The following is a 20,032-nucleotide window of genomic DNA, read 5'->3' as shown; positions in this document are numbered from 1 at the left end:
CGGTTATCTAGCGGCGGTCACCACTCTGAGCCAGGCGTAATCCTGCGGCCGCAGCACGAGCCCCTCATCGATCCGGACAGGCGTGTCGGAAAACAGGTCCAAAGCTTCGGCCGCGAACCCGGACAGCGTGTCCGCGGACACCACCTGCGGCCCGTCGCTGAAGTTGGCGAGGGCCAGGACCACCGTTCCCTCACCGGGCCGCTGGTATCCCAGAACGGCGGCGTTGTTCGTGGTGAAGGGAACCAGGCGGGTGCCGGCCAGCTCGGGAGCTGCCGCGCGGACCTCCGCCAGCCGCTTGAGCCCCGCGAACACTGCGCCCTCAGGTGTGGCCGGGTCCAGGCGCTTCGCGTACTTTTCTGCGGGGAACTGCGGCCGGTGCACCCACCGGCTGTCGGTCTCGTGGCCGTCCTCCAGCGTGTAGTCGTAGTCATTGAGCTGCCCCACCTCGTCGCCGAGGTACAGCAGCGGGATGCCGCCGGTGCTGAACGCCACCGAGTGGGTGAGCAGAATGCGGCGGATGGCCTCGGCCGAACCGTCCTCCAGGCCGCACAGCGACGCCGTGGTGCCGGAGATGCGGCAGTCGCCGGTCCGCGGGTTGTCCTGGAAGGGCACGCCGTGGGCGAAGCTGCCGGGGAAACGGTTGACGTAGAAGGAGTTCAGGAACCGGCGGTGGTCGAAGCCGTTGATGCCGAACTCGGCGGCATCCTCATCAGCGAAGGTCCAGCCGATGTCGTCGTGGCTCCGCACATAGTTCACCCAGGATGTTCCCGGCGCAATGTTGTGCCGCCGTTCGAGTGCCTGGGCCAGCAGCGACACGTTCCGTGTGGCGAGGGCTTCCCAGGTCAGTGCCATCTGCAGCGGGTTGTAGGAAAGCTGGCACTCGGCCGGATCGATGTACAGTGCCACCTCATCCGGGTGGACGATCGCCTCGGACTTGAACAGCAGCGACGGCGCCGCCAGCCGGCAGACAGCGTTGAAGGCCTGCAGCAGGGTGTGCGCCTCAGGCAGGCTCTCGCACGGTGTCCCGAGCTGCTTCCAGATGAAGGCCACCGCGTCCATCCGCAGGATGTCAACGCCCAGATTGGCCAGGAACAGCATTTCTCCCGCCATGGCGCGGAACACCTCGGGGTTGGAGTAGTTCAGGTCCCACTGGAACGTGTGGAAGGTGGCCCAGACCCACCGGCCGTCCGGCAGTTGCACAAAGGAACCGGGGTGGTCTTCCGGGAAGATTTCGCGCACGTTCTGTTCGAACGCGTCGGGCATGGCGCGGTCCGGGAAGATCCAGTAATAATCGCCGTAGTGCGGATCGCCCTCGGCGGCCCGCTGCGCCCACTCGTGCTCGTTCGAGGTGTGGTTGAAGATGAAGTCCACCACCAGGCTGATGCCGTTGGCGCGCAGCTCGGCGGCGAGCGCCCGCAGCTGATCAATGGTGCCGAGCTTCGGGTTGACCTCGCGGTAGCTGGACACAGCGTAGCCGCCGTCGGACAGGGGCTCCGGGGCCAGGAACAACGGCATCAGGTGCAGGTAGGTGAGGCCGAGTTCCTTGAAGTAGGGGATCCGGGCACGCACGCCCTCCAGGTCTGCCGCATACCGGTCCACGTAGCAGACGCCGCCGAGCATGCGGTTGGACTGGAACCATTCGGTATTGCCTTCGCGGCCGGCGTCGAGCTCCTTCAGGTCTGCGGGCCGCTCCTTCCAGGACCGGGCGACCTCCAGCGCGAGGGCCTCCAGCTGCTCCTCGATGTCCGGCCGCGATCCGTACAGCGATCGGAACAGCCGGGACAGGTCAGGGAAATGGCGGTCGAACCGCCGCTCCAGTTCGGTCCAGTCCTGGCCGCCCGGTTCCAGGCCGGCCTTCCCGGCCACCGTCCTGAACAGTTGGCGGCTGCCCGGCTGGGATGCTCTGGAAAGCTGCGGCGAACCGGATTCCCGGGCCGCGGATGGTCCTTGGTCAGCGTCCAGACTCGGGGATTCAACCATGGAACGGGTCTCCTTCGAGGATGCTCTGCCTGTTCGTCGATGCTTTGCGCCGGGCCGCGCCCGGTGGGTTTCATCCTTACAGATGGCCCCGCCGCTGCACAGAGACCGGGCAGCTGTTTCTTAATGCCCGACGGCGGGATCCCCCTGAGGGATCCGCCCGCCAAAGTTCACGGCGATCGATCGCGACGGGAATCGCGGCGGGCGTGCTGCTGACGCGGCGGGCCGAGCGGGGTAGGTTGTCCCCATGGCCAGTGAACAGACCACCATCAGTGTCGATGGGCCCGACGGCCCCCGGGAAATGCGCGTCTCCAGTCCAAGCCGGGTGTTGTGGCCCGAACTGGGACTGACCAAGCTGGACCTGGCGCGCTACTTCGTGGATGTGGGGGAGGCGTTCATCCGGGCCAACGGCGACCGGCCAGTCGCGCTGCAGCGGTTTTCAGACACCGTTGACGGAGAACAGTTCTTCTCCAAGAACCCGCCGAAGGGGACGCCGGACTTCATCCGCACGGTGAAGGTCACTTTTCCGAGCGCGCGCTCGCATCCCATGCTGGTCCTTGACGAGCCCGCCGCTGCCGTGTGGGCCGCGCAGATGAACACGGTGGTTTTTCACCCCTGGCCCTCGCATGCGGATGATTCGGACAACCCCGACCAGCTGCGCATCGACCTGGACCCCCAGCCAGGCACCGACTACGACGACGCCATCCCCGCCGCACTCGAACTCCGGAAGGTGCTCGCCGAGGCAGGGCTGGACGCCTTCCTGAAAACCTCTGGCAACCGGGGGCTTCACGTGTATGCCCCCATAGAGCCGGCCAGGGAGTTCCTGGATGTGCGCCACGCCGTGATCGCCGCAGCCAGGGAGCTCGAGCGGCGCATGCCGGACAAGGTCACCACCAACTGGTGGAAGGAGGAACGCGGGCAGCGCATCTTCGTCGACTTCAACCAGGCCAACCGCGACCGCACTATCGCCGGCGCCTACAGTCCGCGGGCCCTCCCGCATGCTTCCGTCTCCTGCCCCATCACCTGGGACGAGCTGGCGGACGTCAGGCCCAAAGACTTCACCATCCTCACCGTGCCGGACAGGCTGAAAACAGTGGGGGACCCGTGGGCGGACATGCACGCGAACCCGGGGACCATCGGCACGCTGCTGGTATGGTGGGAGCGCGACCTCAAGAACGGACTGGGTGAACTGCCGTTCCCGCCGGACTACCCCAAGATGCCGGGCGAACCGCCCCGGGTCCAGCCCAGCAGGGCGAAGAAGCCGGAGTAGCCTGGCCGCCCCGCGCGTGGCCGTGCCTCCGCTCGAACGCCGAGCTACTCAAACCCGCCCCTACTCAAAGCGGGACGGGTCGCCGGTGCCGCGGCGCACCACCTCGGCAGTCCCGCCGGAGAAGTCGACGACGGTGGTCGGCTCGGCTCCACAGTCACCGGACTCGATCACCGCGTCTACTACATGGTCCAGCCGCTCCTTGATTTCCCAGCTCTGGGTCAGCGGGTCCTCTTCGTCCGGCAGCAGCAGCGTGCTGGACAGCAGCGGTTCGCCAAGCTCCGCCAGCAGCGCCTGGACGAAGTTGTGCCGCGGGATGCGCACGCCCACTGTCTTCTTCTTGGGGTGCAGCAGCCGGCGCGGCACCTCCTTGGTGGCGGGCAGGATGAATGTGTAGCTGCCCGGCGTGACGGACTTGATGCTGCGGAACACGTCGTTGCCGATGTTCACGAACTGCCCCAGCTGGGCGAAGTCCCGGCAGACCAGCGTGAAATGATGCTTGCTGTCCAGCTGGCGGATGGAACGGATCCTGTCCAGCGCCTCCTTGTTGCCCAGCTGGGCGCCCAGGGCATAGCAGGAGTCCGTGGGGTACGCGATCAGCCCGCCCGATCGAAGGAGCTCCACGATTTGTGAAATCGCGCGGGGCTGGGGGTCTTCGGGGTGAACATCAAAGAATTTCGCCATGCGCTGAGCCTACGGCCAGGCAGCCGTCCACGCACGCACCCGCACTCACGCGATCACCGCCGCGCCCTCACCCCACGTGTACCCACGGACGCCTGGTGACGTCCGGTTCGGCTTCCCGCAGCACTTCCCGGGTGACCGGCGCGATCTCGCCTTCCCCGAGGAACAGGAAGCGCAGCAGGTTCACCACGGGGTTGCCCTCGGTCCAGCGGAAATAGATGTGCGGCATGAGCCCGGTGACGTCCCGGATGTGCAGGAGCACGGAGGCGATGGTGTTCGGCACCACGGGCCCGTGCACCTCCAGCACCCGGTAGCCGTGCCGCACCACGCCGTGAACCTGCAGTTCGGTTTCGAAGTCCGAGGAGTCGTCAACGATCACCTCAAGGAACAGCGCCTGGTAATGGACCGGGAGGTGGCTGACCTCGATGGCGGATGTCAGCTTCTGCCGGTACGCGTCCGCGGTCAGCCTGCGGGGCTCGTGCGCGATGATGCCGATGGGCCCGCTCTCATCCGCGGCGACGAATTCCAAAGCAGTCCGGTCGAGACGCACGTGGGTGGCGTGCAGCTCGAAGGACCGTCCGATCCTGGACAGCAGCGAGATGACGATGATGCCGAGGATGAAGAATCCGGCGATCCGAATACCCTCCGGGCGCTCGATGACGTTCGCGACCGTCGTGTAGATGAATACCAGGGCGATCAACCCGAAGCCTACGGTGCGCTTGCGCTGCCGGCGGCGCCGGGCGGACAGGGCGACGGCGACCGCCGCCGAAGTCATCAGCACCAGCACGCCGGTGGCATAGGCACCGCCCTGGGCGTCGACGTCGGCCTCGAAAAGAATGGTGACCAGGAAGGCAATGAAGCCGAATACCAGCACCAGCGGCCGGACGGCCTTGGCCCATTCCGGCGCCATCCCGTACCGCGGCAGGTACCTCGGCACCAGGTTCAGCAGCCCGGCCATCGCGGACGCGCCGGCGAACCAGAGGATGGCGATGGTGCTCAGGTCGTAGATCGTGCCGAACCCGTTCCCCAGGTACTGATGGGCCAGATAGGCAAGGGCGCGCCCGTTGGCCTGCCCGCCGGGCTGAAATTCGGTGGCCGGAATGAGGATCACCGTGGTGAGGCTGCTGGCGATGAGGAACGCGCTCATGATCAGCGCGGCCGTGGTCAGCATGCGGCGGGTTCCCTCGACGCGGCCCGCCGGGTTTTCCTCCGTGTCCGTGTCCCGGCCGCGGACCTGCGGCATGACCGCCACACCGGTTTCGAAGCCGGACAGGCCAAGCGCCAGCTTGGGGAACACCAGCAGCGCTATGGCGACCGCCAGGACAGGATTGCCGTGTGACGTCCCCAAGGCCTGCCACCAGTCACCGACGGCGGTCGGGTGGCCCAGGGTTTCGACGGCGGCTCTTGCCACCACCACGACGTTCAGTCCCAGATAGACCGCCACCAGGACGACGGCGATCCCGATCGCCTCTTTGAACCCCCGCAGGAACACTGCGGCGAGCAGTGCCAGGAGGACGAGGGTCACCGTCACCTCCTGCCCCTGCAGCCACGCCGGGGCGTACGGATTCTGGATGAGGTGCGCCGTGGCGTCGGCGGCGGAGAGGGTCATGGTGATCATGAAGTCGGTCGCCGCAAAGCCGAGCAGCACCAGGACGAACAGCTTGCCGCCCCAGCGGGGGAGAAGCCGCTCCAGCATGGCGATGGAACCCTCGCCGTGGGAGCTTTCGCCCGCCACGCGGCGGTACACCGGCAGTGCCCCGGACAGTGTGACGGCCACCAGGACTAGCGTGGCCAGCGGGGAAATGACGCCGGCCGCGAGCGCGGCGATGGCGGGCTGGTAGCCGAGCGTGGAGAAGTAGTCCACGCCGGTCAGGCACATGACCTGCCACCATGCATGCTTCCGCTCGTGGGCCATGGTCCGGCCGCCAGGCCCCTGGTGGGATCCCTTACTGTCCTGAAGGCCCAGCAGCAGCCAGCTGGAAAGCCGCTGCCTCCTGGTGTGGCGCAGCTCCGAAGGTTCCGCCGGCGGGCGGCTCATGGTGGTCATGGTCCCTTTCAGCCCGGGCACTTCGCTGCGGGCACTGCCGAACGTAGCATCGGGCAGGAGCGCCGGAACCGTCGGCAACGGAATCTTGACGGATCCTTAACGCCGGTGTGAAGCACCCCACCGCGCGTGCCGCCTTGGCTGGCGGACAGGTGAAAGAATGACGTCATGGCAGGGGAACGGATCGTCATTGGCCTGTCGGGAGGCCTTGAGGGGGAGGTCCTTATCCGCCGTGCCATCAAGGTCCTGAACGGCGCCGGTGGCGGGGACCTGCTCGCGGTCCACATTCGTTCCGCGGAGGGCGCACCGCACGAATCGACCAGCGCCCTCGAATCGCAGCGCCGCCTGGTGGTGGAGCTGGGCGGCAGCTACCACACTGTCGCCGCGCATGACCCCGTCGAAGCGCTCCTCGGGTTCGCGTCCCATGTCGGCGCCACCCGGCTGGTCATCGGCCAGTCACGGGCACACCCGCTGTCGATGCTTTTCACCGGCGCCATGGAGACACGGATCATCCGCCGTGCCGGAGACCTCGACGTGCAGGTGGTGCCGCATCCCCTGGCCGGGCGCGGCACAGGCCGGCGGCGGCAGCGGGACCTCGGCCGCGTGCGCGTCGCCGTCGGGTTCGTGCTGGCGGCCGGCGTCCCCATCCTGATGCAGCTGGCGCTCGCCGTCATCGAGCACAGCGTGGCCACCGCCGTCCTGGTCCAGCTCGCCGGGGCCGTGGCCGTGGCGCTCGTGGGAGGCCTGTGGCCGGCTGTGGCCGGTGCGCTCTGGAGCAGCCTGCTGGTTAACTACTTCTCGACGCCACCACTTGGTGAACTGGCCATCAAAGACCCGCAGGACCTGCTTTCCCTGGCCGTGTTCGTGGGCGTCTCGGTGGCTGTGGCCGGTGTGGTGGACAGGTCCGCCCGGCGCTCGAAGGAAGCCGCGCGGGCGCGTGCCGAGGCCGCGACGCTCGGCGAGCTGGCCCGCGGAGCCACCCGCGCGGAGGACACGGTGGGCAGTCTCCTGGAACAGGCGCTGGACGTCTTCGGAGTCCGCGGAGCGGCGCTCTTCAGCGGGACGGCTTTCCCGAGCCGGATGGCTTCCGGCGACGCGCAGCCTTTCGGTGATGCACCGGCTTTCCGCGACGGGGAGGCCGGGGCAGCGCGGAAGCTGCTGGCGAGTGCGGGCGAGCTCACCGGCTCCGAACGGGAAGGCGCGGATTTTGCCGAGCACACCGTGGAACCGGTCGACGACGGCACCTGGCTGGTGCTGTTCGGCAGGACAGTGCCCGCTGCCGACAGCAGCCTGCTGGGCGCCTTCGCCGCGCACGTGCTGGCACAGCTGGAGCGCCGGCAGCTGGCCGCCAGCCGCCTGGAGGTGCTGCGGCTTGCCGAAGGAAACACCATGCGCACCGCCATCCTCCGGGCCGTCTCGCACGACCTCCGCACGCCGCTCGCCGGTATCAAGCTCGCCGTCGGCGGTCTCCTGCAGACCGCCGTCAGGTATACGCCCGAGGAGAAACAGGAGCTGTTGGAAACCATCGACGAATGCTCGGACCGGCTGGACGCCCTGGTGGGGAACCTCCTCGACATGTCCAGGATCACGGCCGACTCCGTACGCCCCCTGATGAAGCCCGTCCGGTGGCTCGACGTCGTGCCTCCGGCGCTGCGCGGTCTTCCGCCGGGCAGCGTGCGGGTGGTACTGCCGCCGAACCTTCCCGCTGTCGACGCTGACGCCGTCCTGCTGGAACGTGTCATCGCCAACATCGCGGAAAACGCGGTCAAGTACGCGCCCGCCTCGGACGTCACCGTGACCTCGGCGTCGGGTGGGCTCAGCGGCGCCGTCCTCAACGGCCACCCGGCCGGCGAACTGCGGATCATCGACCACGGACGCGGCGTGCCGGACCGCAATGTGCCGGCGATGTTCCGGCCCTTCCAGCGACTGGATGATCTGTCACAGTCAACCGGGGTGGGACTCGGACTGGCTGTGGCGAGGGGATTCGTCTCGGCCATGGGCGGCAGCCTGGCGGCGGAGGAGACGCCCGGCGGGGGACTCACGATGGTCATCCGGCTTCCCCTCTCGACGGGCCACGGCTTAGCCATGCACGACTCAACAGGGCAGGACCGGCCCGACGGCGGGCCATCCGCCGTTGCTCCTGCCGTTGCTCCACAGGAGAGTGCCCAGTGACCGGCGTCCTGGTGGTCGACGATGACCAGCATCTGCTGAAGGCCCTGCGAATCACGCTGCAGGCGCATGGCTACGCTGTGGAGACTGCCGCGGACGGCGAGGCGGCGCTGATTGCTGCCTCGCGCAATCCGCCCGGGATCGTTGTCCTGGACCTCGGACTGCCCGACATGGACGGCGCGGCGGTCCTCCGGGAACTGCGCCGCTGGAGCACCGCCCCGGTCCTGGTGCTCTCGGCCCGGCACGGCTCATCGGACAAGGTGGACGCCCTCGACGCCGGCGCTGATGACTACATCACCAAGCCCTTTGGACTGGAGGAGCTGCTGGCCCGGCTTCGCGCACTCCTGCGCCGGGCTCCGGAAGCCACCGAGCCGTCGACTGTGGACACCCCGGAGTTCAGCGTGGACCTGGGACGGCGGATGGTTACCCGGAACGGAGAACCCGTGCGGCTCACTCCCACGGAGTGGAGCATCCTCGAACTGCTGGTGCGGAACCCCGGGAAGCTCATCACCCAGCAGCAGATCCTGGCCAGCGTGTGGGGTCCGGCCTATGAGAAGGAAGCCAACTACCTGCGCGTCTACATGGCGCAGCTCCGGCGCAAGCTTGAGGCGGACACCGGCAACCCGCGCCATCTGCTGACCGAGGCCGGCATCGGCTACCGCTTCCGGCCCTGACCTGCATTTATGAGCGGTCCATGAACTTCCGTGAACCCCTATGAAGGGGAGTCGGATTCGGGCAACATGTGTAGTGCCGGGCGCCTCTCACCGGGCGCCACATGTACAGCCGAAGGAGAACCCATCGTGTCCACCCTGCTCAACCCGTACATCAGCTTCCGTGACAACGCCCGCGACGCCATGACCTTCTACCAGTCGGTGTTCGGCGGTGACCTGGCGCTCAGCACCTTCGGGGAGTTCAACGCCAGCGAGGATCCCGCGGAGGCGGACAAGATCATGCACGGCATGCTGACCTCGGAGAAGGGGCTCGTGCTCATGGGGGCCGACACCCCCAACTCCATGGACTACTCGCCGGGGAACACCATTTCCGTGTCGCTCAGCGGTGACGACGAAACCGAACTGCGCGGTTACTACGACAAACTGTCCGACGGCGGCACGGTCACCGTCCCGATGGAGAAGGCACCTTGGGGCGACATCTTCGGCATGTGCACCGACAAGTTCGGCATCGCATGGCTGGTCAACGTCAACGGAGCCGCGGCGGCTCCTGCTTCCTAGCGACGAAGCAGGCTGTTAACGGTTTGGGGCCGGTCTAAGCGGCTTGGGGCCGGTCTAGAGATAGTCGCCGGCCCGTTCGCGGGCGATTTCCAACAGGGTGGAGTGAAAGGCCACCTCGGCCGGGGCATAGACCTTGTCCTCGCGCTGCGCCAGCAATATCCGCCGCAACGGGGCAGCTGAATCCAGGCTCAGCACCTTAACGTCGGGATGCTGCAGCGCCACAGCAGTCCTCGGCACCATGGCCACGCCCATTCCCACGCTGACCATGGCCTGGGCCTCCTGGTAGTCGTTGGCCAGGAAGGCAATCTCGGGTTCGAACCCGGTGTCGTGGGCGGAACGCTGCAGAACCTCCACGACGGGGTGTGCCTCGGCGCGCACAATCCAGGACTCGTTGCGCAGGTCCTCCATGCTTACCTGCTCCCGGTCGGCAAGTGGATGGCTCCGGGCCACCAGGATCACGGTGCTCTCCCGGAAGACCTCTGTTACCCGGATGGAGTCGTCCCGGAACGGATTCCACGGGTAGTCCCAGAGAAGGCACAGTCCCGTGACCCCGGACTGCAGATCCGCCACGAGTTCATCGAAGCGGGCGCTGCGCAACGAGAGGTTGATGGCCGGATAGCGCTTTTTGAAGGTCCGGATGACGATTGGCAGGAAGGATCCGGCCAGGGTTGGGAAGGTACCAACCGTAAGCGAACCGCGTTTGAGACCGGCGATCTGGCCCAGGTCGGACCGGGCCGCCTGCATCTGCCAGACAATTTTGCGGGCGTGGCCGGCCAGCACCTGACCGGCCTCGGTAGGCACCACCCCGCGGGAGCGGCGGGTGAGGAGAGGCTGCCCCACTTCCTGTTCGAGCTTGCGCAACTGCTGGGAGACAGCCGAGGGCGTGTACATCATGAGGTCGGCCGCGGCCGTGATGGAGCCCTGCTCCACCACTTCCAGCAGTAAGGCGAGCCGCCTTATATCGAATAGGTCCTGGCCTTCGTCGTTAAGCAACGCTTCGCCCTTCTTCGGATTTGATTCATTCTCTATCGGGACGTGCCTCCGTCCCCGGATACAGGGCCTCCGGCCGGGCTGGTGAGGGCGGAGAGGCGGGGAACCGCCCTCTGCTTTCCAATGATTTAAGCAACCCTACATCCCCCAACAATAATCCAACATTGTCTAAAGGTGTGATCTGGCTCAATCTCTTGTTAGGCGCCGATAACGGAAGTCGAACACGAGGAGATGTGGGAACACCATGAAGATCGAAGCCCAATGGATGCGCGGAGGCACCAGCAAGTGCTGGGTGTTCGAAGCGGAGCATCTTCAGGAGGGCGGCACCAGCCTCGATGTGCTGCTGCCGCGGCTGTTCGGCAGCCCGGACCCGCGCCAGATCGACGGCGTCGGCGGGGCCACCTCGACCACCAGCAAGGCTGTGATCCTGCACCGGCCCGTCAGCGACGACGTCGACGTCGAGTACACGTTCGCCCAGGTGGGAATCGAAGAGGCCGCCGTGGACTGGGGCAGCAACTGCGGGAACGGCTCCGCGGTGGTGGGCCTGTATGCCATCGAGAAGGGGTGGGTGCTTCCCACCGGCGACGTCACCCGGATCGTGACCCGCAACACCAACACCAACCAAATCATCGTCCAGCGCGTGGCCACTCCTGCCGGCGCTCTGGCAGCGGTTCCGGACGCCCAGATGCCCGGCGTACCCTTCCCCGGGTACGCGGTGGGGCTCGGCTTCCAGGACCCCGCCGGCAAGACCACCGGGGCCCTGCTGCCCACCGGAGCGGCCACCGACACCATCACCGCCAGCGGAACCCGCTGGACCGTGTCGATGGTCGATGCCGGAGCGCCGGTGGTGATGGTCCGCGCCGAGGAGCTGGGTCTGGACCCGGCCCGATACGACAGCTGGCGCGCCGGGGTGGAACTGCAGCTCGATACCCTGGAGCTGATCCGACGGCAGGCGGCGGTCCGGATGGGGCTGGCCCCCACCACCGCCGAGGCGGCCCGGGCGATCCCGAAGCTCGCAATCGTCGCAGCCCCCGCTGAGGCCGACCCCGGCTCTGACACCAACGTCATGATGCTTTCCATGGGCAGGCCGCACCCGGCGCTGGCCATCACCGGCAGCATCGCGCTGACCCTCGCCGCCCGCACCACGGGCACCGTAATGCACGCCATCACGGGCGACACTCTGGGGAGGACGCTCCGGCTGCGCACCCCGGCTGGGGTGATCGAGACGTGGAGCGAGGAACACAACGGGAGCGTCCTCGTCGGCGTCGACCGCACGGCCCGCACCATCGCCACCACCATCATCCACCTCCCCGAGGTTTCCGGCAGCGCCGTCGCTGCCTCCCTCGCGGTAGCCGCACATTAAGGAGATCATCGTGACCAAGACTGAGACCCGCACCATTGCCGCTGCGGGCGAGACCCGGGACGAAGCCACCAAGCCCCCCACCCGCCGCCGCCGTATCCTACTGGTGGCGGTGGCCGCCGGTTTCGCGATCCTGGCGTTGATTGCCCTCATGCTGGGGGGTGACATCTTCAACCCGGCGGCCAGCGCGGAACGGGAGCCCACCATGACCGCTGTGCAGATCATCCCGCTCGTCATCCTCGTGGTTATGTTCGTCGTCGCCACGAAGTGGCCGCTGAACATCGGCGTTATGGGGTTGGTCGCATCCTTCGGCGTCGGCTACTTCATGCTTGGAATGACCGACAAGCAGATCCTTGAAGAATTCCCGGCCAGCATCGTGCTGACGATCATCGGGGTCACCTACTTCTTCAGCATGGCCCAGCGGAACGGGACCATCGACATCATCGTCCAGTCCTGCGTGCGGCTCGTCAGGGGCAAGACAATGCTGTTGCCCTGGGTGTTCTTCCTGATCGCTGCCGCGCTTACCTCCCTGGGCACCTTCTCACCCGCAGCCGTCGCACTGCTGGCACCGGCGGCCATCGGGTTCGCCTACGAGTCGCGCATCCATCCCGTGCTGATGGGAGCGTTCATCATCAACGGCGCCCACGCCGGCGGCTTCTCGCCACTCTCCGTGGCCGGAGTACTCGTGCATGACATCGCCCTGAAGAACGACTTTCCCATCTCCCAGGGCGCGCTCTTCGCCGCCAGCTTCGCCGTCAACCTCATCCTCTCCGCACTGACAGTCGTCCTGTTCGCGCTCATCGGCAAACTGCGCGATAGCCACGGCGGCCAGCACGCCGACGTCGACACATCCCGCACCGGCCGTCCCCATGGCCAGCAAATCTTCACGCTGGCCCTGATCGCCGTGATGCTTGTGTGCACCCTGGGCTTCCACATGCCCATCGGCTTTGTGGCCCTCTCCGCCGGCCTCCTGCTTGCATTCGTGAACATCAAGGAACACCGGACCTTTGTCGGCGGAGTCTCCTGGTCCACCGTCCTGCTGGTCGCCGGCATGATCACCTACGTCTCCCTGCTCCAGCACGTGGGCGTCATCGACACCCTCGCCGAGCAGGCCCTGGCACTGGGCGCACCGCTGCTGATCGCGCTGGTCCTCTGCTACGTGATCGGCGTCGGCTCAGCCTTCGCCTCCTCCACGGCCTTGCTGACCGCGTTCATCCCGCTGGCCGGCCCGCTGCTGGCCACGAGCTCGCTGAGCGCGTCAGGAACGGTGGCGGCCCTCGCCATCGCGGCCACCGTCGTGGACGTCTCGCCCTTCTCCACCGACGGTGCCCTGGTGGTCGCCAACGCCCGCGAGGACGACCGGCAGCGCGTCTACAAGCAGTTGATGATGTACGCCGGCGGTGTCGTGCTGGTGGCCCCCGCCCTGGCCTGGGGACTGCTGGTACCCACCGGCATCATGTGACCGGTCCCGGAAACCGCGACCTGCGGACGGACTTCATCCAGAACAGCTAAAGATCTACAGACTGCCGGACACACCCGGCGCGTGTCGGTCCCCGACCTTGCACTCCATCGCAACAGGTAGCCCGAAGGACGGGCGCGGGACGCGGGTCCGCACGCAGAAGGCAGGGAGACGGCACCGTCTCCCTGCCTTCGCCACAAGCCCGCCCAGTCACGCCCATCTCTTCCACTCGCCCAGCCCTTCCACTCGCCCAAGGACACCGCCATGACAAACTATTCACGCGCCCCCAAACCGCCGGCAGCAAGGCCTGAGCCGGTCCCAAACTGGTCAAAATTGTCCCGCGCAGACCAAGTGGAGATCTACCGGAACGGCGAAGCCATAGCATCGGGCAAGATCGACATGCTGGCCATGGACGGAAGCATGCTCTGGATACACCAGGACGGGGCGAACGGCCGCGCGCTGTTCCTGCACGGCGACGGGCTCAAGATATACCGACGGCCGCGCCGCCACTGACGCGCATCGACGCATTTTGAGTGTCCCGACTGGCTGTTCAGGAACCTGGCCGCTCAGGAACCTGGCCGCTCAGGAACCCGGCTGTTCAGGAACCCGGCTGTTCAGGCACCTGGCGGCGACCAGGCCCACTCGCGGATTTCGGGCAGGTCTTCGAAATGCTCCCGGATGTATTCGGCATGGGCGTCCAGCTGCTGGTTGCAGTGATCGGCCAGGGCCTGCGCGCCGTCGAACTCCCGCGGCATCCGGCGGAGCGCTTCCAGCGCCAGGTGGTAGCGGCTCATCCGGTTGAGCACCACCATGTCGAACGGCGTGGTGGTAGTGCCTTGCTGGCTGTAGCCGCGGACGTGGAACCTCTCCGGGTTCGGCCGGCCGTGCAGGAGCTGGTGGAAGGAGCGGGCGTAGCCGTGCCAGGCCACCACCACCTCGCAGGTGTCCGTAAACAGCGAGGTGAACGTCCCGTCGTCGAGCCCGTGGGGGTGCACGTCCCGCGGTGGAAGCACCATGGCATCCATGACGTTCACCACGCGCACTGTGGCCTCCGGAACGTGGCGCTGCAGCAGCCACGCGGCCGCCAGTGCCTCCTCGGTGGGGATGTCGCCAGCGCAGGCGAGAATGACGTCGGGCTCAGCGCTGCTGCCATTCTCGTTGCCGGCCCATTCCCACCGGGAGGCGCCTGCCTCGGCGTGCGCGCGGGCTTCCGCCAGCGTGAGGTACTGGGGATGGGACTGCTTGTCGACGACAACCAGGTTCACGTAGTCCTTGCTGCGCAGGGCGTGCTCTGCGGCCGCCAGCAGGGTGTTGGTGTCCGGCGGCAGGTAGATCCTCGTCACCTCTCCGGACAGTGACAGCACGGTGTCGATCAGGCCCGGTCCCTGGTGACTGAAACCGTTATGGTCATTGCGCCAGCACGTGGAGGTCAGCAGGATGTTCAGGCTCGGCACCGGTGAACGCCACTCCAGCTCCCGGGCGTGCTGCAGCCATTTGGCGTGCTGGACGGTCATGGAGGCGCTGACCATGGCAAAGGCCTCGTAGCTGGCGAAGAATCCGTGCCGGCCGGTCAGCAGGTAGCCTTCCAGCCAGCCCTGGCAGAGGTGCTCCGAGAGCACTTCCATCACCCGGCCGTCCGCCGAAACGTGGTCATCGCCATCGTGCCCCGGGAGCAGGAGGCAGCGGTCGGTGGCCTCGAAGACGGCGCCCAGCCTGTTGCTGTTGGTCTCGTCCGGGCAGAAAAGCCGGAACCGGGGGTCGTCCTCCGTCCCGGTATAGAGGTCGCGGAACAACTCGCCCAGCGGCTTGGTGGTCTCGATGCTGGTGGAGCCCGGCCGGCCGGGGTCGACGGCGTACTGCGCGAGGTCGGGAATCTCCAGCGGGACGGACGGCTGGCCGTTGGCCCAGGGCGCGGCCCCCATCCGGAGCCTGCCTTCGGGTGCCAACGCGGCCAGTTCGGGCAGGAGCCGGCCGCCGTCGTCGAACAGCGTTTCCGGCTGGTAGGAGCGCATCCACTGCTCCAGCAGCGCCAGGTGCTCCGGGTCGTCCTTGACGCCGGACAGGGGAACCTGGTGCGCACGGAACGTGCCTTCCACCGGGCTGCCGTCCACTGATTCCGGGCCGGTCCAGCCCTTTGGCGTGCGGAGGATGATCGCCGGCCAGCGGGCCGCTGTCGTTCGATGATGGCCGGTTCGATTATGGCTGGTCCGATTACGGCCGGTTCCGGTGTCACCGGCACCGGCGTCCCGGGCGTCCCGCTGGATGTCCCGGATGGTGGCGTACGCGTTGTCGAGCGCGGCGGCCAGGGCCCGGTGGACCTTCCCAGGCTGGTCGCCGGCGACCGTCACGGGCTCCCAGCCGTTGGCGCGCAGCAGCGCCTCAACATCCTCGTCCGTGCGGCGTCCCAGAACAGTGGGCCCGGAAATTTTGGCCCCGTTGAGGTGCAGGATGGGCAGGACCGCGCCGTCCCGCACGGGATTGAGGAAGAACGGTGCCATCCAGGACGCGGCGAGCGGGCCGGTCTCGGCTTCGCCGTCGCCCACCACGCAGGCGGCTATGAGTCCGGGGTTGTCCATCACCGCGCCGGTGGCGTGCATGAGTGAATAGCCCAGCTCACCGCCCTCGTGGATGGATCCGGGGGTGGCGGGGCCCACGTGGCTGCCCACCCCGCCCGGCGTCGAAAACTGCCGTGCCAGCCGGTGCACGCCTGCAGCGTCGCGGCTGACTTCGGGGTAGATCTCGGAGTAGGTTCCTTCGAGGTAGACGTTCGCCACCACGGACGGTCCGCCGTGGCCCGGCCCGGCGATGAACAGGACCTCGGCAGACGTATTTTTGATCAGCCGGTTCAGGTGGGCGTACATCAGCGACAGCCCGGGGCCGGTGCCCCAGTGGCCCAGCAGCCGCGGCTTGATATGCTCCGGCCGCAGCGGCTCCCGAAGCAGTGCATTGTCCTGGAGATAGATCTGGGCCACCGTCAGGTAGTTCGCCGCGCTCCAGTAGCGGTGGAGGAGGTCCAGTTCGTCGTCCGAAATTGCCCCGTTTGCCCCGGCCATGCCCATGAATGTGCCTTCCGTCGGATCCGCTCCAGCGCTGACGGGCACAGTCTACCGCGGTGTTTTGGCCACCCTCAGATCCACCTCGGGCCTCAGATCCACTACGGGCCTCAGATCCACTTGGGGGCGGCGGGAACGTCGGGCAGCAGCTCTGTCCCGTGGGCGGCGGTGACGCCGCTGCTGCCGCGGCCGGTGGCCCATTCGACGACGGCGGGCAGGGTTCCGGTGGTGATCGTTGGGTCAGTGGCGCTGGTGTCGCCGAACGTCAGATCGGTGCCGTTCACTTTGATGAGGAGCCCGGCGTCGGTGCGGCGGGTTTTCCAGGCGCCGGTGATGTCTGTCAGGAGCCGTTCCAGGACGGGTGCGGGGATGTCGGTGAAGGTGGCGCCGTTGTTAAGGTCGACGGCGTGGATCCAGACTTCGCGGGTGCGCATCCAGACGGTTTCGGACGCGGGGACGGTGCGGCCCTGGGCGGTTTTGACTTCGTTGGCCCAGGCCTGGTCGGGCAGATCGCGCCATTCGACGGACAGGTGCACTGCGGAGTGGTCAAACAGGTTCCGCAGGGCGATCGGACTGAGAGTGGCGCCGAACTCGATCTCGCGGTTGCGCGCTTCCGGAGAGGAATACATCGGGGTCTCGATCCCGGTCGCGGCCCATTCGCTGAGCCGGGCGATCGCGCGGGCGTTGTAGCCGACGTGGGCGGTGAGGTGGCGGCGGGTCCAGCCCGGCAGCAGCGAATCCCCATCGAGCTCCGCATCGGTGAGTTCGTTGAGTTTGCGGGCGAAGAACGCGGTGCCCCGCCGGGCCTGCAGGAGCTGTTCCTGCAGGCCCGGGTCGGTGGCCTGGTCGGTGCGGGCGGCCATCAGGCCTCCTTGACCACGCGGTTGGTCAGCTGGCCCAGGCCCTCGATGGTGGTGACCAGGACCTGGCCTTCCTGCAGGTAGCGCTTGGGCTCCTGCGCGTGGCCCACGCCGCCGGGGGTGCCGGTGGCGATCACGTCGCCCGGGTTCAGGGTGATGATGGTGGAGATGTAGGAGACCAGGTATTCGGGGGTGAAGACGAGGTCCCCGGTGGGGGTGCTCTGCTGGATCTCGCCGTCCACGGCGGAGGTCATCAGCGGCCCGGCAGTGAACTCGTCCTTGGTGACCAGGGCGGGGCCGAATGGGGTGGAGTTTTCCCAGGTTTTGCCCTGCAGCCACTGGACGGTGCGGAACTGGTAGTCGCGCATGCTGATGTCGTTCAGCACGGAGTACCCGGCGATGTGCCCGGGTGCGTCGGCTTCGCTGATCCGCCGCCCGGTTTTGCCGATGACGACGGCGAGTTCGGCTTCCCAGTCCACGGCGTCGGATTCCTGCGGCAGGGCCAGGTCGTCGTTCGGGCCGATCAGCGATTCCTGGTATTTGGCGAACAGGGTGGGGTGCTCCGGGACGTCCCTCCCCATCTCCTTGATGTGGTTGCGGTAGTTGTGGCCCACGCAGATGATCTTGCCCGGTGCGGGTACGACGGCGGCGAGGTCGGCGCCCTCGAGCGGGTGCGTTGCGCCGTTGGCCGCCTTCGCCGTCCCTTCCCAGTCCGGGGCGCGGAGGAGTTCGCCGACGTCGGTGAACCCGTCGATCTCGGTCAGGGTGTTCCCGTCCTGGCGGACAGCCTTGGTTACTGTTTTTTCGCCACCAGGGAGGCGGAGGGTGAGGAGTCTCATTATTTGTTGCGTCCTTCGGTGTAGGTGCGGTTGAAGTTCAGCCGTTCAAAGATGGGGGCGTCGCTGAACCGGAACAAATCAAACGAAGTGTGAGGATCAGCGTCCGCCTGCAGGGACCATTCCTGCCAGGACGGGACCACGAACAGGTCACCCTTGGCCAGCGTCCTGGTTTCGCCGTTCAGGACCACACTGCCGGTGCCTTCGAAGACCTGCCACACGCTGGAGCCGACCTCGCGCAGCGGCTCCGTGGCGGCGGCGGGCCGGAGCCGGTGGAATTCGGCGCGGATGGTGGGCATCACGTCGCCGCCCGTGGTCGGGTTCGAGTACCGGATCGCGGCGTGGCCCTGGGACACGGTGGCCGGGTGGCCCTCGTCCTCCAGCGCCAGCTGCTCGCGCAGGGCAGCGTCGGTGTGTTCCCAGCGGTAGGCGGCGATGGGGGAATTGGTGGTGTCCTCGAGCCCGGAGAGCGGGCGCAGGCCGGGGTGGGCCCAAAGCCGCTCGGACCGGGAGATATCCGGGGTCGCCTCGTCGGTGACACGCTCGGTGCCGAACTCGAAGAACCCGGCGTCGGCGTAATGCACGAACGGGATGTCCAGGCCGTCGATCCACGCCATCGGGGAGTCGGTGTCGTTGTGGTGGCCGTGGAAATTCCAGCCCGGGGTCAGCAGGAAGTCGCCGCGGCGCATCGCCACCGGATCCCCGTTCACCACGGTCCAGACACCTTCGCCTTCGACGACGAAGCGGAACGCATTCTGCGAATGCCGGTGCTCCGGGGCGGTCTCGCGGGCGCCGAGGTACTGGATGGCCGCCCACAGCGTCGGCGTCGCATAGGGCGTGCCACCCAGCCCCGGGTTGGCGAGGGCTATGGCCCGCCGCTCGCCGCCCCGCCCGACCGGGACCAGGTCACCGGCCCGGGCAGCCAGGGGGTAAAGGTCGTTCCAGCGCCACACATGCGGCACGGCCTTCGGGGTGGGGACCATTGGCATCAGGTCACCGATCTCTGTCCACAGCGGGATCAGGTTCTCCGACTCGAAGTCCCGGTACAGCTGCTCCAGCTGGCCAGCCTCCGCCGGCGTGGGCTCCGGGGCCACATGGGCGGCGGCAACTGATTCGTGGGTCGTGGTCTCGGCGCTGATGGACATGGCGGCCTCCTCGGTGAGTGCTGATGACGTCTTGGCGTAGTACCGAGATTAGGGACACCCAGGCTGTGGACCACAACATATTCTGCTAAGCAGAATTATTTGGAGTCAGTCCCGTCCGCCAGGTCAGCCGGGCTCGGCCGGATTGGCGGCGATGTCGATCTCCAGCTGCCGGCGCGTCTCCATCATGGCCGGGAGCAGTCCCGCGTCGAACACGGCGCGGAACCTGGTCACAGGGGTGGCCACGCTGATCGCGCCCACCACTTCGCCCTTTCCGTTGTGCAGGGCCATGCCCAGCGCGCTGATGCCTTCCTCGGTTCCCTCGAAATTAGCCGCGAAGCCGTTGCCACGGACCGTTTCGAGCTCCCGCACGAACGCCGGGTACTCGGCGTCGGGAATGCTGTCTCCGCCTATTTCCGCATTCTGGCTCCGGAACAGCTGCTGAATCAGTGCCGGCTCCAGCTCAGCGAGCATTGCCTTGCCGCCCGACGCCCTGTTCGCCGGCAGCACGGTGCCCTGCCGGTCGCCCACGCGAAGGGCGCTGGTGCCTTCCACCGTCTCCAGGAACCGGACCTTGGTGCCCACCCGGATCATCAGATTCACGGTCTCGTTGAGGCGGGAGCTCAGCAGTTCCATGTGGGGCCGCGCCAGATTCCGCAGCAGCCGGGTCCAAGTGACGCCGGCCGGGCCGGCGCCCATCGCCGGTCCGGGAACATAGCGCCGGGTTTCGTCCTGCACGGCGAAGCCCCGGTACACAAGCATGGCCAGGAGGCGGTGCGCCGTGGACGGAGCCACGCCCAGCTCACTCGCGGCATCCTTCAGCCGCAGGCTGCCCCCGTCGCGCAGCAGCTGCAGGAGCTGCAGCGCGTTGTCCACCGACTCGATCGAATACGTGGGCTTCTTCCGGAGGGGCAAGTTCTGCATAACAGAATTCTATTGGAGAGCCGCTCCTTCAGCCATGAGAG

16 protein-coding genes are annotated in these 20,032 nt (G+C 67.3%); 7 read left to right on the top strand and 9 right to left on the bottom strand.

What is annotated here, in order from left to right; all coding sequences use genetic code 11:
* Nucleotides 1–3: 3 nt before the first annotated feature.
* Nucleotides 4–1,980, bottom strand: coding sequence for an alpha-amylase family protein (locus AC57BR_RS07850; protein WP_496359204.1), 1,977 nt, complete (start codon nucleotides 1,978–1,980; stop codon nucleotides 4–6).
* Nucleotides 1,981–2,224: 244 nt separating this feature from the next.
* On the opposite strand from AC57BR_RS07850, the gene ligD reads away from it, so the two are divergent.
* Nucleotides 2,225–3,247: a non-homologous end-joining DNA ligase gene (ligD, locus tag AC57BR_RS07845; protein WP_496359203.1), complete on the top strand. Its 1,023-nt coding sequence runs from the start codon at nucleotides 2,225–2,227 to the stop codon at nucleotides 3,245–3,247.
* Between the two features lie 60 nt (nucleotides 3,248–3,307).
* Here ligD and AC57BR_RS07840 read toward each other — a convergent pair whose 3' ends face one another.
* Together AC57BR_RS07840 and AC57BR_RS07835 are read right to left on the bottom strand one after the other, a co-directional pair.
* Complete coding sequence (locus AC57BR_RS07840) at nucleotides 3,308–3,928, bottom strand: L-threonylcarbamoyladenylate synthase (protein ID WP_496359202.1); 621 nt, start codon at nucleotides 3,926–3,928, stop codon at nucleotides 3,308–3,310.
* Nucleotides 3,929–3,995: 67 nt separating this feature from the next.
* Entirely contained in the window at nucleotides 3,996–5,972 is a 1,977-nt protein-coding gene (locus tag AC57BR_RS07835) for an APC family permease (RefSeq protein WP_496359201.1), read from the bottom strand.
* Between the two features lie 165 nt (nucleotides 5,973–6,137).
* Between AC57BR_RS07835 and AC57BR_RS07830 the strand changes: the two genes are divergently transcribed.
* From AC57BR_RS07830 to AC57BR_RS07820, 3 genes are all read left to right on the top strand, one after another.
* Nucleotides 6,138–8,141 carry a DUF4118 domain-containing protein gene (locus AC57BR_RS07830; RefSeq protein ID WP_496359200.1) on the top strand — a complete coding sequence of 668 codons (2,004 nt, stop codon included), beginning with the start codon at nucleotides 6,138–6,140 and terminating at the stop codon, nucleotides 8,139–8,141.
* The gene (locus AC57BR_RS07825; protein WP_306923446.1) at nucleotides 8,138–8,812 is read left to right on the top strand and encodes a response regulator; all 675 of its coding nucleotides are present in this window, start codon (nucleotides 8,138–8,140) and stop codon (nucleotides 8,810–8,812) included. Before AC57BR_RS07830 ends, AC57BR_RS07825 begins: the two co-directional genes overlap by 4 nt.
* A gap of 126 nt (nucleotides 8,813–8,938) precedes the next feature.
* On the top strand, nucleotides 8,939–9,367 hold the full coding sequence (locus AC57BR_RS07820) for a VOC family protein (protein ID WP_496359199.1): 429 nt from the start codon (nucleotides 8,939–8,941) through the stop codon (nucleotides 9,365–9,367).
* 54 nt (nucleotides 9,368–9,421) lie between these two features.
* Here AC57BR_RS07820 and AC57BR_RS07815 read toward each other — a convergent pair whose 3' ends face one another.
* A complete protein-coding gene (locus AC57BR_RS07815; protein ID WP_496359198.1) occupies nucleotides 9,422–10,360 on the bottom strand; it encodes a LysR family transcriptional regulator in 939 nt (312 codons plus the stop codon).
* Nucleotides 10,361–10,601: 241 nt separating this feature from the next.
* Here AC57BR_RS07815 and AC57BR_RS07810 point away from each other — a divergent pair, with 241 nt between their 5' ends.
* The 3 genes from AC57BR_RS07810 (at nucleotide 10,602) to AC57BR_RS07800 (ending at nucleotide 13,689) form a co-directional block, all read left to right on the top strand.
* Nucleotides 10,602–11,720 (top strand): PrpF domain-containing protein, encoded by a 1,119-nt coding sequence (locus AC57BR_RS07810; RefSeq protein ID WP_496359197.1) that lies wholly within the window; start codon nucleotides 10,602–10,604, stop codon nucleotides 11,718–11,720.
* A 34-nt stretch (nucleotides 11,721–11,754) separates the two neighbouring features.
* On the top strand, nucleotides 11,755–13,179 hold the full coding sequence (locus AC57BR_RS07805) for an SLC13 family permease (protein ID WP_496359616.1): 1,425 nt from the start codon (nucleotides 11,755–11,757) through the stop codon (nucleotides 13,177–13,179).
* 261 nt (nucleotides 13,180–13,440) lie between these two features.
* Nucleotides 13,441–13,689, top strand: coding sequence for a hypothetical protein (locus AC57BR_RS07800; RefSeq protein WP_496359196.1), 249 nt, complete (start codon nucleotides 13,441–13,443; stop codon nucleotides 13,687–13,689).
* Nucleotides 13,690–13,790: 101 nt separating this feature from the next.
* On the opposite strand, the gene AC57BR_RS07795 is transcribed toward AC57BR_RS07800, so the two are convergent.
* The 5 genes from AC57BR_RS07795 to AC57BR_RS07775 form a co-directional block, all read right to left on the bottom strand.
* Nucleotides 13,791–16,235, bottom strand: a complete 2,445-nt coding sequence (locus AC57BR_RS07795; protein ID WP_496359195.1) for a phosphoketolase family protein — start codon at nucleotides 16,233–16,235, stop codon at nucleotides 13,791–13,793.
* A gap of 104 nt (nucleotides 16,236–16,339) precedes the next feature.
* On the bottom strand, nucleotides 16,340–17,092 hold the full coding sequence (locus AC57BR_RS07790; RefSeq protein WP_496359194.1) for a maleylpyruvate isomerase family mycothiol-dependent enzyme: 753 nt from the start codon (nucleotides 17,090–17,092) through the stop codon (nucleotides 16,340–16,342).
* Nucleotides 17,092–17,928: a fumarylacetoacetate hydrolase family protein gene (locus AC57BR_RS07785; protein WP_496359193.1), complete on the bottom strand. Its 837-nt coding sequence runs from the start codon at nucleotides 17,926–17,928 to the stop codon at nucleotides 17,092–17,094. The genes AC57BR_RS07790 and AC57BR_RS07785 overlap by 1 nt, the downstream gene beginning before the upstream one ends.
* Nucleotides 17,928–19,070, bottom strand: a complete 1,143-nt coding sequence (locus AC57BR_RS07780) for a cupin domain-containing protein (protein ID WP_496359192.1) — start codon at nucleotides 19,068–19,070, stop codon at nucleotides 17,928–17,930. Before AC57BR_RS07780 ends, AC57BR_RS07785 begins: the two co-directional genes overlap by 1 nt.
* 123 nt (nucleotides 19,071–19,193) lie before the next feature.
* Nucleotides 19,194–19,991, bottom strand: a complete 798-nt coding sequence (locus AC57BR_RS07775; RefSeq protein WP_496359191.1) for an IclR family transcriptional regulator — start codon at nucleotides 19,989–19,991, stop codon at nucleotides 19,194–19,196.
* Nucleotides 19,992–20,032 lie beyond the last annotated feature (41 nt).

The organism is Arthrobacter sp. BGA-UO-ETr-C19, from assembly GCF_059568005.1.
Note: the sequence above shows the minus strand (reverse complement) of the source record. Positions and strands in the feature narration are given on the sequence as shown.